The organism is Actinomadura sp. 9N215, assembly GCF_044326345.1.
Taxonomy (GTDB): Bacteria; Actinomycetota; Actinomycetes; order Streptosporangiales; family Streptosporangiaceae; genus Spirillospora.
On the sequence record NZ_JBIRBA010000047.1, the window covers coordinates 1 to 15,290 of the forward strand.

Consider the following 15,290-nt stretch of genomic DNA (forward strand, 5'->3'; position numbering starts at 1 on the left):
TCGCCCGCCAACACCCCAACGGACACCTCCAACACCTCGGCCGCACCGACACCCAAACCAAAATCCGCGGCTACCGCATCGAAACAACAGAAATAGAAACAACACTCACCACCCACCCCAACATCCAGACCGCCACGGTCATCCCACATCGCGACCGACTGGTCGCCTACGTGGTCGCCTTCCGGCCCTTGGGCGCCAACGAGCTGCGCGACCACCTCAAGGCCCGGCTCCCCCAACACATGATCCCCGCGGCGTACGTCTTCCTCGACGCCATACCGCTGACCACGAGCGGGAAGGTGAACCGATACGCGCTGCCCGACCCCGGCCGCACCCGCCCCGAGCTGACCGATGCCTACCGGCCGCCCCGGACGCCGACCGAACGGACGATCGCCGCGATCTGGGCGGAGGTTCTCGGACTCGACCGCGTCGGCATCCACGACAATTTCTTCGAGCTCGGGGGGCACTCGATTCTCGCCACCAAGGTGGTCGCGCGAATCCGGAGCGACCTTCGCACGGGCCCCCTGCTCGCCGACCTCTTCGACAGCCCCACAGTGGCAGGGCTCGCCAGCGCCATCGATGACAGCGTCGGCACCGAACCACCGCCACCGCTCGTCCGTGCCGACCGGGACCAGCGGCTTGAACTGTCGTTCGCTCAGCAGCGGCTCTGGTTCCTCAACAGGCTCTCCCCGGACGGCGCCGAGTACAACGTCCCGATAGCCCTACAGCTCACCGGAGACCTGGACGTCGACGCGCTGCGCCAGGCGCTGGACGAGCTCGTCACCCGCCACGAGATTCTCCGCACGACCGTGTCCACCACCGCGGACGGCACGCCGATACAGCACATCGACGAAGCACACCGAGTGCGCCTGCTCGTCTCCGACCTCTCCGAGCAGTCGTCCGACCATGCGTTGGCGGAGGCTCGCCGTCTCGTGGGGTCCGACGCGACCGCACCATTCGACCTGCGCCGCGACGCACCCTTCCGAGCACACTTGATCCGGGTCGGCGAAGGCGACCACGTGCTCTCCATGACGCTGCATCACATCGCGGCCGATCATGCTTCGGCGGCTGTTCTGCATGACGAGTTGTCTGTCCTGTACAGCGCGTTCCGCCAGGGCCTGCCCTGTCCCCTGGCCCCGCCGACGATCCAGTACGCGGACTTCGCAGCCTGGCAGCGCCAGTGGCTGAGAGGTGACGTCCTCCGGCGGCAGGTCGACTACTGGCGCGCCCAGTTGACCGATCTACCGGTCCTCGAACTGCCCACCGACGGGCCCAGGCCCGCACATCGCGACCCCGCGGGCGCCCTTTATCAGTTCAGCGTCCCGGCCGAGGTCAGCAACAAACTGCGCGAGCTCAGCCGGGAGGCGGGCTGCACCACCTTCATGACGCTCCTGGCGGCTTTCCAGGTTCTGCTGTCCCGTCACAGCGGACAGGACGACATCGCGGTCGGGTCCCCGATCGCCGGTCGCGCCCAACCGGAGACCGAACGCCTGATCGGATTCTTCGTCAACACCCTCGTCTTCCGCGGAGACCTGGCCGGAGATCCCACCTTCCGGGAACTCCTCGGCCGGGTGCGCAGGACGGCGTTGGATGCCTATGCCCACCAGGACCTGCCTTTCGAGCATCTCGTCGAGGTTCTCCGGCCCGAGCGGGGCCGAGGCCGCCATCCACTGTTCGACGTGTTCTTCAGCTATCGGACCCGCGGTGATCTACCCGTCCAGGCCGACCTCGGTGGCGTTTCCGCCTGCGGCTTGCCGATCGACCACGTCACCTCGCAGTTCGACCTGACCCTGAACGTGACCGACGATCAGCACGCCGTGCACGCCGCCCTGGAGTACAGCGTCCGGCTCTTCGACCCGGTGACGATCGAGCGGCTTGCCTCGCACCTACTGAACATCCTGGAAGCGATAACCGCCGAACCAGAGGTGCGGCTCAGCCGGATCGCGATGGTGCCGGACACCGAGCGGGCGGAGCTGGCGGCATGGAGCACGGGCCCGCCCGCGCCCTCACCTGTCCGTCCCCTCCACCTTGCCATCTCCGACCAGGCGGCTTTGACCCCGGACCACGTCGCAGTCGTGGCGGCGGACCAGCAGCTGACGTACGAGGAGCTGAACCAGGACGCCGAGCAGCTCGCGCGCCATCTGGTGACGCTCGGCGTCGGCCCCGAATCCGTCATCGCGATCTGCCTGCCCCGCAGCCCCCTCCACGTCACCGCGATGCTTGCTGTCTGGAAGGCCGGAGCCACCCACCTGGTGCTCGATCCCGGCAACCCGCTGGCCAGCACCGCGTACCAGCTGACCGACAGCGCGGCCGCAGTCCTCATCACCGCCACCGAGCTCCTCGACGGCCTGCCCGAGCACCCCATCCCGCTCGTTCTCGTGGACGACAGGGCCGACCTCGATGCCCTCCCCGCCGTCGAGGAGGCCGAAGCGCACCGGCTTGGCCCGCACCTGGACAACGCCGCGTACCTGACTTATACCTCCGGCTCCACCGGTGCTCCGAAGGCGGTCACCGTCACCCATCGCAGCCTGGCCGCCTACGTGCAGCACATCACGAGGCGCCTCGACCTGCGCGGCGGTGCCGGCTACGCGACCCTGCAGTCACTGAGCGTCGACTTCGCGGTCACGATGCTCTACCCCGCCCTGGCCCAAGGCGGCACCGTGCACCTCCTGCCGCCCGACATCGACTCCGACCGGCTGTGGGCGCATCTCCGGGACCAACGCATCGACTACATCAAGCTGCTCCCCACCCAGCTGGCCGCCTTGACGGCCGATGGCGGAGCGCCCGCGGCCGACTTGCCCGTCACCGCGCTCGTCCTCGGCGGGGAACCCCTCCCCGGCCCGCTGCTGAGCGGACTGGAGGGCGTCTCGGTCCACAACCACTACGGTCCCAGTGAGACCACGGTCGGTGTGACGACCCATCCGGCAGAGTCCGGGAGCTCCTCCGGTGACGTTCCGATCGGCACTCCTCTCGCGAACATCTCGGCGCTCGTTCTGGACGAGAATCTCCGCCCGGTGCCCGTGGGCGTTCCCGGGGAGCTGTTCATCGGCGGCGTCCAAGTGGCCCGTGGTTACCACGGCAGGGCCGCTCTCACCGCCGAACGCTTCGTCGCCGATCCCCATGGCGGCGAGGGTTCCCGGATCTACCGCACCGGCGACCGGGTCCGTTGGAACCGGGAGGGCCTGCTGGAGTTCCTCGGCCGGGCCGACGACCAGGTCAAGATCCGCGGTCACCGGGTAGAGCCAGGGGAGATCGAAAGAGCGCTCGTCGCGCATGCCGCCGTCCAGGCCGCCGCGGTCGTGCCCCGCGGGGACGTTCCGAGCGAGACCCGCCTGTTCGGATATCTGGTCCCCGCCGCCGACACCCTGCCTGACGTCAGCGAGTTGCGCGCCTTCCTGCGCGCCCGCCTTCCCGATCACATGATCCCGGCGGGCTTCCTTTCCCTGGACCGCCTACCGCAGACAAGCAGCGGGAAACTCGACCGCAAGGCGCTGCCCGCGCCGGACGGCGACCGGCCGACACTGGCCGCGGCGTTCATCGCCCCCGCCACCGGAACCGAGCAACTCTTGGCCGACATCTGGCGGCAGGTGCTGCGTATCGACCGGATCGGCGCCCACGATGACTTCTTCGATCTCGGTGGTCATTCCATTCTCGCCACCCAGGTCGTGTCCCGCATCCGCGTCCGGTTCCACGTCGACTTGCCGGTCGCCGCCGTGTTCGACGCCCCGACTCTCGCCGGGCTCGCCGCTACCATCGACACGGCCGCTCGAAGCCAGCCGCCGCCTCCGATAGCACCGATCGACGGGAACGGCCCTCTCACGCTGTCCTTCGCCCAGCAGCGACTGTGGTTCCTCAACCGGCTGGAGCCCGACAGCCCCGAGTACAACATTCCCAGCGCCCTCCGGCTGACCGGGGAACTCGACACCGCGGCGCTTCAGCGGGCGCTCGACGAGATTGCGGCCCGCCATCGCGTGCTCCGCACCACCATCGCTACCGCTGCCGACGGAACGACGTCGCAGCACGTACATGCGCCCGCACCGGTGGAGCTGACCTCCGTCGATCTCTCCGGGCTCCCAGCCGACCAGGCCGAAGATCGGGCCCGCCGCGTGCTGGACGAGGTGTCCGCCGCCCCGTTCGACCTCGCCGTCGATCCGCCCCTGCGCACCACCCTGATCCGGATCGGCCAAGACGAGCACGTGCTGGGGTTCACGCTCCACCACATCGCGTCCGACGATTGGTCAACGGGTATCTTCGCCCGCGAGCTGTCAGCGCTCTATTCGGCGTTCCGTTCAGGAGAGCCGTCACCGCTGCCGCCACTCGAGGTCCAGTACGCCGACTACGCGGCATGGCAGCGCGAAGTGCTCGCCGGAGGGGCCCTGGAAGATCAGCTTGGCTACTGGAGCACTCAGCTGGCCGGGCTGCCCGCCATGGACCTTCCTACAGACCGGCCGCGTCCGCCTGTTCGCAACTCTGCCGGCGCTCTTCACACGTTCGCCGTCCCCGTCACGACCGTCGGCGGCCTCCAGCGTCTGAGCCGTGAGCATGGCTGCAGCATGTTCATGACGCTACTGGCCGCGTACCAGGTACTGCTGAACCGCCACACCGGCCAGCTCGATCTCGCGATCGGCAGTCCCATCACCGGTCGTACGCATCCCGACACCGAGCAGCTCATCGGGTTCTTCGTCAACACCCTGGTGCTGCGAGCCGACGCTTCCGGAGACCCGCCGTTCACGGAACTGCTGGCACGCACGCGGAAGGTCGCTCTGGACGCCTACGCTCACCAGGACGTGCCCTTCGAGCACCTGGTCGACGCACTTCAACCTGTACGCGACAGAGGTCGGCACCCGCTCTTCGACGTCATGTTCAGCTACGCCGCCGGTCACGATGACTTCCCCGGCCTGGCCGACATCGACGCCTGCGGCTTCCCTATCGGGCACACCACCAGCAAGTTCGACCTGACGCTCAACCTCGCCGAGAACGACGGAACGCTGCGTGCCGCCTTCGAGTACAGCACCGACCTTTTCGACCTCGAAACGATGGAGCAGCTAGCCAGCCGCTTGATCACGATCCTGCGGAGCGTGGTCGACGACCCGGGCGTCCGGCTGAGCGAGATCGACCTCCTGGACGAGTCGGAGCGGGAGCAACTGGCCCGCTGGAGCAGCGGCCCGCAGCGGCCCCGGCCCGATCGGCTGCTCCACGAATCCATCGCGGCTCAGGCGGCACGATTCCCGGACTCCGTCGCGGTGGTCGCGGACGAACGATGGTCGACCTACCAGGCCCTGGACCAGGCGGCCAACCGGCTGGCCCACCACCTTCGGGACCTCGGCGCCGGTCCGGAGACCGTCGTCGCCGTCGGACTTCCCCGCGGTGTCGAACTCGTCACCACCGTCCTCGCCATCTGGAAGTCCGGCGCGGCATATCTGCCCCTCGATCCGGGTGATCCGCCTGAACGGCTCGCCTACCAGCTCGACGACGCCGCCGCGGGTCATCTCGTCACCACGAACGAACTCCGCGGCTCGTTCAGCGCCTCCGCGTCCGATGCGCGCCGCACCGTCGTCCTCGACGACCCCGTCACCGCAGCCGCGCTGGACAAGAGGCCCACTCGGTCCCCGTCCGGCCATGCCCGTCCGGACACTGCCGCCTATCTGATCTACACCTCCGGCTCTACGGGAACGCCCAAGGCCGTCGTCACCGCTCACGAGAGTTTGGCCAATCGGGTGCACTGGCAGCTCGAGGCCCATGGCTTCGGACCCGGCGACCGGGTCCTGCAACGCACGGCCCCCACGTTCGACGTCTCACTCTGGGAGCTGTGCGGCCCGCTGGTCGCCGGCGGCACCGTGGTCATCGCGCCGCACGACGCCGACCGGGATCCTGGCGCGCTGGCGCGCGCGGTCCACCGGCATTCCATCACCGCGGTGGACCTGGTGCCCGCACTGCTCGGCCCCTTCCTGGACGCGGCTGATCCCCGGTGGACCACGCGCCTGCGGCTGATCACCTGCGGTGGAGAACCCCTTCCGCGATCGCTGGTCCGGCGCTGCCACGACCGTCTCGGGGCCCACGTCGAGGTGCGAAATCTCTACGGCCCGACCGAGGCGTCGATCGACGTCACCGACGCCGTCTGCCTCCCCGACGCCCCACACGACCCCGACATCGGGACGCCTCACGCCAACACCGCGTGCCATGTCCTGGACGCATCGCTGAACCCCGTTCCCACGGGGGTCGCCGGTGAGTTGTACATCGCGGGCACGGCGCTGGCTCGCGGCTATCACGGACGGCCCGATCTGACCGCCGAACGGTTCGTCGCGAATCCCGTCGGAGCCGACGGCACCCGGATCTACCGCACGGGAGACAGGGCCCGCCGGCGCCGGGACGGGCATCTGGAGTTCCTCGGACGTCTCGACGCGCAGGTCAAGATCCGCGGACACCGTGTGGAGCCCGGCGAGGTCGAGGCGGCGCTGGCCGATCACCCCGGCGTGGGGACCGCCGTTGTGACGGCGCCGAAGGACGCCGCCGGCACCCTGCGGCTGACCGCGTACATCGTCCCGACTGACAGTGACCGTGCCGCTGACATCGGTGAGCTGCGGGACTTCCTCCGCGAACGGCTCACCGAGCCGATGATCCCCGCGGTCTTCGTGATCATCACCGATCCGCCGCTCACCTCCAGCGGCAAGATCGATCGCAAGGAGCTGCCCGCCCCCGGCACCGGCCGTCCCGGCCTGAGCACCGCCTTCGTGCCGCCCCGCACGACGACGGAACAGGTCCTCGCCGACATCTGGCAAAGCGTCCTGCACATCGATCGGGTCGGCGTCCACGACGACTTCTTCGAGTCGGGCGGGGACTCGATCTTGAGCCTGAGGATCGTCGCACGGGCGGCCGCGGCCGGGGTGGTCATCACCCCGGCGCAGATGTTCGACCATCCGACCGTGGCCGGATTGGCCGTCGTCGCCGGAACGGACACCCGCGTACAAGCCGAGCAGGAGCGGGTGACCGGCCCGGTCGGCCTGCTGCCCATCCACCGCTGGTGGGCTGAGCAACGGCTCCGCCATCCGCACCACTTCAACCAGGCCACCTGGGTCCAGGCTCCCCTCCGCCTCGACGCGGACGTCCTCGAACGCGCGGCGGTCGCGCTGAGCGACCACCACGATGCACTACGGCTACGCGCCCGCGGATATCCCGATGACTTGCGGCTCACCGTCGCCGCCAGGGACGAGCCGCTCGTCACCCTGCACCATGGGCCCGATGTCGCCGGACGCCTTGCGGCGATCGCGGAGACCGCCCAAGCGGGACTGGACCTGGAGAGCGGCCCGATCTGGCGGGTCGAACTCGTCGATCAAGGCCCGGACCGGGGATCGCGGTTGCTGATCGTCGTTCACCACCTCGCGATCGACACCGTCTCCTGGCGCATCCTCATCGACGATCTCTCCCGCGCCTACACGCAGCTCGCCCGCGGCGAATCCGCCGATCTGGGGCCAAAGACCGTTTCCATCCGCCAATGGGCGGAACGCACGGCCGGGCAAGGCCAACGCACGCAACCTGTCGCTGTCGGCACCCCCGTCGAGTCCGACCCGCTGCCCATTGACCACACCACCGGTCCGGCGACCGAGGCGCATGCCGAGACCCACGGCATCTGCCTGGACGCCGACGCGACACAGGCTCTGATCCGGGAGGCGCACGCCGCCTACCGGACCCGGATCAACGACCTCCTTCTGGCGGCCCTCTCCCACGCCCTTCATGCGTGGGCGGGCATCCGCCGCCCCCTCGTCGAGGTCGAGGGCCATGGCCGCACGGACGCCCTTGACCTGTCCCGGACCATCGGCTGGTTCACCGGCCTCACCCCCGTCGTCCTCGACGCCGACCTGGACGAGCCGGCAGATCTCATCAAGGGCGTCAAGGAGCGGCTCCGCACACCCCGCCACGACGATCTCCTCGGGTCTCCGGAGATCGGGTTCAACTATCACGGCCGGATCGACGCACCCGGTCACGGCGGGGGCGGCGCCGCGTGGAGGCCGACCGCCGGTCCCACCGGGTGGAGCCGACACCCCGACACGCCGTTGCCGCACCTCCTGGAGGTCACCGGTACGGTGACCGACGGACGGTTGAACATCTACCTGACCTACCCCTCCACCCGATACCGCGCCGACACGATCCGGGCTCTGGGCGACCGGCTCCACGACGCTCTTGCGCTGGTCATCGAGCACACGACCCGCGTCGCGCAAACCGCTCCCGGCGCAGCCACCCCGTCGGACTTCCCGCTGGCCGGGCTCTCCCAGGAGCAGGTCGACAGGCTGGTGGACACGGCCGGGTTCCCGATCGAAGACGTCTACCCGCTGTCTCCCATGCAGCAGGGGATGCTGCTTCATACGTTGCTCGACCCCGCTTCGGGGGCGTACTTCGAGCAAACGGTCCTGACCTTCGATGGTCCTCTCGACACCGAGCTTCTCCAGGCGGCGTTCCAGCACCTGGTCGATTGGCACCCAATCCTGCGGACCGCTGTACGACACCATGACCAGACCACCCCGCTCCAGCTGGTGGCCGCACACGCCGACGTCCCGTGGGCCGTCCAGGACTGGACCCGATCACCCGCCGGTGAACACGATGCCCGTCTGACCGAGTTCCTCGCTGCCGACAGGGCTCGCGGACTCGACCTGGCGCGGCCGCCCCTTCTCCGGCTCACGCTGATTCGCCACAGCGCCGACCGCCACACCCTCGTCCTCGCCGAGCACCACCTCCTCCTCGACGGGTGGAGCCAGCCAGTTCTGCTCGACGACCTTCGAGCCGCCTACGGAGCGCTCGCCTCGGGTGAGGCACCCATGCCGCCGACGCGCAGGCCGTACCGCGACTACATCGCCTGGCTCGGCGACCAGGACCGGCAGAGGGATCTCGAGTTCTGGGCCGGCCAACTCGCGGGCTTCACAGGCCCCACACCACTGGCCGACGAGCCGACCGGCTCAGCGCCAGAGCACGCCAGGCACCACTGGCATCTCTCCGAGGACACGACCCAGCGCCTCAGCGAACTGGCCCGCACCCGGCAGCTGACGCTGAACACCATCCTTCGCGGAGCGCTCGCCCTTCTCATCGCCCATCGGACCGGCAGCTCGGACGTCTGCTACGGCGCCACCGTCGCAGGCAGACCCGACGCCCTCCCCGGCGCCGAGAACATGCTCGGCCTGTTCATCAACACCGTTCCCGTCCGCGCCCAGCTCTCGGCTCAGCAGACGATCCTCGACCTGCTCAACGCAGTACAGCACCAGCAGTTGCAGCAGCAACCCCACCAGCACACCTCGCTCGTCGACATACAGGCAGCGAGCATCCTCCCCGCGGACGCACCCCTTTTCGACACGATTCTCATATTCGAGAACTATCCGGTCCCAGCCGACGGCGCCGCTTCGCCCACACCCACGCTGAACATCTGCGACAGCACGACGCTCGAACATGACCACTACCCATTGACGCTGGTCACCGGGCCTGGCGCCCCTCTGCGGCTCACCTTCTCCTATGACCGGGCGCGGCACACCGAGACCGCCGTCCGAAGAATGGCCGACCACCTCACCGCGCTGCTCGAGGCCATGGCCGGGGACCCGGGCCGCGAACTGAGCGAGCTTCCGCTCGTATCCACCGACGAAGAGACGTGCCTCAGGCAGTGGGGACGTGGCCACTCCGAGTCCGCGTCCGAGTACCTCGTCCCCGACCTCATCGCGATGCAGGCCGCGGCCACCCCAGACGCGACGGCGGTGGTGGCCGGACAGGCACGGGTCTCCTACTCGGACCTGGATGAACAGGCCAATCGGCTCGCCCACCACCTGCGGGCACTCGGCATCGGGCCGGAGAGCGTCGTCGCGGTCTTCCTGCACCGCTCGCCTGATCTGATCACCTCCCTGCTCGCCATCTGGAAAGCCGGAGCCGCCTACCTTCCCCTCGACCCGGACGGCCCGCGCGATCGGCTCGGTTTCCAGCTGGAGGACGGCCGGACCAGCATGATCATCACGACCACCGAACTCGGGGATCGACTTCCCGAGCACGACGCGCGGGTACTGCCCGTCGACGATCACGGAATTCGCGACGCGCTCGCACGGCACCCCGGCAGTCCCCCAGAGGCGCGTGGCCATGCGGACCACACCGCCTACCTGATGTACACCTCCGGATCGACCGGAGCACCCAAGGCCGTCACGGGCACTCACAGAGGGCTGGCCAACCGGCTGCTGTGGCAGGTGAAGGCCCACCGCTATACCTCGGGCGACCGGGTCCTCCACAAGAACCCCATCAGTTTCGACGCGTCCTTGTGGGAACTGTGCTGTCCCCTCCTGGCCGGCGCGGCCATCGTGATGGCACCACCGGGCGCGCACCGCGATCCCGTCGCACTGAGCCACCTCATCGAGCGACACGACGTGACCGTGGTCCAGTTCGTGGCCTCGCTGCTCGCCCCGTTCCTCGAAGCCGTCGGGGACGAGCGATGCACCAGCCTGAGGCTGGTCCTGTGCTCTGGAGAGCCGATACCCGGCACGTTGGCGCGCCGCTGGTACGACCTGCTGCATCGGCGCGCCATGTTGCGCATCGGCTACGGCCCCACCGAGGCGTCCATCGGCGTGACCGACGAGTTCCTCGAGGCGGCCCCCCGCCCCGACCGCATCGGTCCCATCGGCGTCCCGGTGGCCAACACCACGGCGTATGTCCTGGACGAGCGCCTGCGCCTGGTGCCGGTCGGCACGCCCGGTGAGCTCTACGTCGGCGGACCGCAACTCGCCCGCTGCTACCACCGCCGCCCCGCCCTGACGGCGCAACGCTTCGTCCCCGACCCGCAGGCGGGCGACGGATCACGCCTCTACCGCACCGGCGACCGGGTCCGCTGGCTGCCCGACGGCCGGCTGGAGTTCCTCGGCCGCACCGACGACCAGGTGAAGATCCTCGGCCAGCGCGTCGAGCCGGCCGAGGTAGAGACCGCTCTGAGCACTCACCCGGGTGTGCGGTCGGTGACGGTGACCGCTCGCCGTGAGCCCGACGAGGAGCCGCGACTCGCCGCCTACATCGTGGCCGCGAATCCTGAGGCTCCGCCTGCCGATGGCGAACTCAGGTCGTTCCTCCGTGCCCGGCTTCCCGCCCCCATGATCCCGGAGACCTTCACCTTCCTCGGCGAACTCCCGGTCACCGACAGCGGCAAGGTCGACAAGCGGGCGCTGCCCGCGCCGCACGCCGGACGGGGCGGACACGGCGAGCCGGTCCCCCCGTCGACCGAAACGGAGAAGACGCTAGCGCGCATCTGGAGCGACGTCCTCAAGATCGAGCAGCCAGGCGCACACGACGACTTCTTCGAGCTCGGCGGGAACTCCCTGCACGCTTTCCGGATCAGCGCGCAGGCGCACGCCGAATTCGGAATCGAACTGCCGATCGCGGCGGTGTTCGAGACACCGACGCTGGCCGGGCTGGCGAACACCATGGACGTCCTGCGCTGGACACGCGACCCCGGTCCGGATGCTCCGGAGACGGAAGGGATAGAGCTGTGATGACGGCGATCGAGCTGCTTTCCCACCTCCGAGACCTCGGGGTCCGCATCCGACTCGATGGCGACAGACTGCGGCTCTACGCGCCGGACGACGTGCTCACTCCCGCGCTGAGAGAGCAGTTGTCCGATCATCGCGAGGAGATCCTGCGGTTCCTGCGGAGTGCGGGCACCAACGGAGCACCTGCGTCGTCGCCGATCACAGTGGTCTCGCGCGAACAGCCCGTGATGTTGTCCTTCGCTCAGCAGCGCCTGTGGTTCCTCGCGCAGTTCGATCCCGACAGCAGCGAGTACAACATCTCCACCGCTCTCCAGCTGAGCGGCCCCATCGACGTCGACGCACTGCACCGAGCGCTGGACGAGGTCGTGGCCCGCCATGAGGTGCTGCGCACGACGATCGCTACGACACCTGACGGTGTGCCGACGCAGAACATCCGTCCACCGGCGCCGATCCCACTGCCGCTGACCGACCTGTCCGGCCACGAAGCCGAACCCGAGAGAACAAGGGAGGCACGCCGACTGATCGACGCGCAGGCCGGGACGGCCTTCGACCTGGCCAACGATCCTCCGTTGCGCGCCCAGCTGATCCGCCTGGCCGACAACGAGCACGTGCTCGGCCTCACCCTGCATCACATCGCCTCCGACGAGCGGTCGGCCGGAATCCTGCGCGGAGAGCTTTCAACGCTTTACGAGGCGTACCGGAACGGTCTGGCCTCTCCGCTGGAGCCGCTTGCCGTCCAGTACGCCGACTACGCCGCATGGCAACGCGCCCGGCTCACGGACGGCGTCGCTCAAGAGCACCTCGGCTACTGGCGGACCAGGCTGGCCGGGCTGCGCCCCCTCGACCTGCCCACGGACCGGCCTCGGCCCGCGCTTCGCGATCCCGCCGGCGCCATGCACCGTTCGATCGTTCCCGCCGAGACGACACGGAGGCTGCGAGAACTCGGCCGAAGGTCCAACGCGAGCATGTTCATCACCCTGCTCGCCACATTCCAGGCCCTGCTCGCCCGATCCACCGGGCAGCAGGACATCTCCGTGGGCACGCCTGTCGCGGTGCGCACCCACCCGGATACCGAACCGTTGATCGGCCTCTTCGTCAATACGCTCGTCTTGAGGACCGACACATCAGGGGGCCCGACTTTCGGTGAGCTCCTGGCCCGTGTCCGTCGCATCTCGCTGGACGCCTATGCCCATCAGGACCTGCCCTTCGAGCACCTGGTCGACAAGCTCCAGCCACGACGAGACCCTGCCCGCCACCCCTTGTTCGACGTACTTTTCAGCTATCAGAACGGCGGCGACGCCCTCGACCGCGCCGGCTTCGGCGACCTCTCGGCCTGCGGCTTCCCGGTCGCCCACGCCACGACGCAGTTCGACCTGAACCTGACCGTTACCGAACGCCACGGCGAGCTGCACGCCGCCTTGGAGTACAGCACCCACCTTTTCGAAGCGGCTTCCGTCGAACGCCTCATGACCCGGTGGGGCACGATCCTGGACACGGTGGCCGACCACCCGCACGTCCGGCTGAGCGAGATCGAGTTGACCACCGCCTCCGAGCGGCGGCAGCTCCGGGCCTGGAGCACGGGACCCATCAGCACGGTTCCCCACCGGCCGGCACACCACCTGATCGCGGAGCGGGCGGCCGCCACCCCTGACGACGTCGCGGTGGTCACCACCGACCGGCAGCTGCCCTACGGAGAGCTCGACAGGCAGGCAAATCGGCTCGCTCACCAGCTCCGAACCCTGGGAGCCGGTCCAGAGACCATCGTCGGAGTATTGCTGCCGTCCAGCCCGGATCTCCTCATCGCGCTCCTGGCCACCTGGAGGGCGGGAGCGGCCTACCTTCCGCTCGACCCGAGGGCGCCGCTCGCACGCATCGCCTTCCAGCTCGCCGACGCCGACGTCGGTCTGGTCGTCACCACGACGGACCAGCTCGACCAGTTGCCCGAACATCGAGCGCCGCTGCTTCTGCTGGACGATCCGGTCAACCGCGACGCCATCGCGGCGAACCCGGGAACACCACCACCGGACGACGCGGTCGCCGACAATTGCGCCTACCTCATTTACACGTCCGGCTCCACGGGCGCGCCAAAGGCCGTGGCCGTGCCCCATCGCGCCCTGACCAACTATCTGCACTGGGCACGGGAGGCCTACTGGACAGCGGAACCGGGTCGCTGCCCGGTAACGGCGCCCACCGCCGTCGACCTGTGCCTCACCTCGCTGCTCGTCCCGCTGATCAACGGGCGACCGGTGGTCGTCGGCGCGGAACCGTCCCTGACGGTCCCCGACCGGTACGGACTGGTCAAACTGACTCCCTCGCACCTGACGGCGTTGACGGCCGCGTCACCGGACGCGAGCCGGACACACTGGCCCGAACTGCTGGTCATAGGCGGAGAACAGCTCAAGGGCGATGTACTCGAAAGCTGGTATCGGGACGGCGCGCCCGGCCGGGTGGTCAACGAGTACGGGCCGACTGAGGCCACGATCGGCTGTTGTACCCATGAAGTCGCCGCCGACGAGCGCCCGACGCGTGTCCCCATCGGCATGCCGGTGGTGAACACGACCTTGCACGTCCTGGACGATCGGCTCCGCCCTGTGCCGACAGGGGTACCTGGTGAGCTCCTCATCGGCGGGTCGCAGCTCGCCCGCGGTTACTATCAGCGGTCCGCGCTCACCGCCGAACGGTTCGTCGCCGATCCCTTCGCCGCCGACGGGTCACGCCTCTACCGGACCGGAGATCTGGTTCGCCGACGTGGCGACGGCCAGTTGGAGTTCCTCGGGCGTACGGACGACCAGGTGAAAGTCAGAGGCCACCGCATCGAGCCTGGCGAGATCGAGTTCACGCTCGCCGAGCATCCTCATGTCCGGACCGCCACCGTGGTCGCCCGCGACGACGAGCCCTACGGCACCCGGCTGACCGCCTATCTCGTCCCCGCGGGTGAGCCGCCGGACGCCGGCGCTCTACGAGCCTTCCTCAGGGGACGGCTACCGGAGCCGATGATCCCGGCGGCCTTCGTCGTCCTCGACGAACTGCCGCTGACCTCGGGCGGCAAGCTCGACCGAAGGGCGCTGCCGGCACCGGGCGCCACTCGTCCCGAGCTGCCAACCGCCTTCACCGAACCCACCACACCGACCGAACATGTGCTCGCCGACGTCTGGCGTCGCGTTCTCAAGATCGACCGCGTCGGCGCCGACGACGACTTCTTCGACCTGGGTGGGCATTCTCTTCTCGCCGCCCAGGTCATCGCACGCGTCCGCGTCCGGTTTCACGTCGATGTCCCGATCGCCGCCCTCTTCAACGCCCCCACCCTGAGGTCGTTCGCCGCCGCCGTCGACGACAGCGGCCGCGTCGAGCCGCCTCCCCCGCTGGACACCGTGGACCGCGGCCGGCCCCTCGAGCCGTCCTTCGCGCAGCAGCGCCTCTGGTTCCTCCAGCAGTTGCAGCCGGACAGCAGCGAGTACAACGTGCCGCTCGCGCTGCGGCTCACGGGGAGACTGGACGTCGCGGCGCTGCGAGGAGCCCTCAACGCGATCGCCGCCCGGCACGAGGTGCTTCGCACCACCATCACCACCGGGCCCGACGGCGCCCCCGTCCAGTCGATCGCCCCGGCTGCGCCGGTGCCTCTCGGCCAGATCGACCTGGCCGCACTGCCGCTCCAACAGGCCCGCGACGAGGCGCGGCAGCTGATCGGCGCCGACGCCGCCGTGCCGTTCGATCTCGCGGCGGACCCGCCGTGGCGCGCCCAGTTGATCCGGGCCGCGGCCCACGAGCACATCCTCTGCGCGGTCTTCCACCACATCG

Annotated in this window: 2 protein-coding genes (1 of these 2 running past the window's edge); both read left to right on the forward strand. The window is 69.2% G+C overall.

The annotated features are described in order from the left end of the window. Window positions 1-77: 77 nt before the first annotated feature. A complete protein-coding gene (locus ACH34T_RS42705; protein ID WP_396026740.1) occupies window positions 78-11,495 on the forward strand; it encodes an amino acid adenylation domain-containing protein in 11,418 nt (3,805 codons plus the stop codon). Then, window positions 11,495-15,290, forward strand: partial view of an amino acid adenylation domain-containing protein gene (locus tag ACH34T_RS42710; protein ID WP_396026737.1) — the 5' portion only. The gene runs 10,574 nt beyond the window's last position; only the first 3,796 of its 14,370 coding nucleotides appear in the window; the start codon lies at window positions 11,495-11,497; its stop codon lies off the right edge, out of view. The genes ACH34T_RS42705 and ACH34T_RS42710 overlap by 1 nt, the downstream gene beginning before the upstream one ends.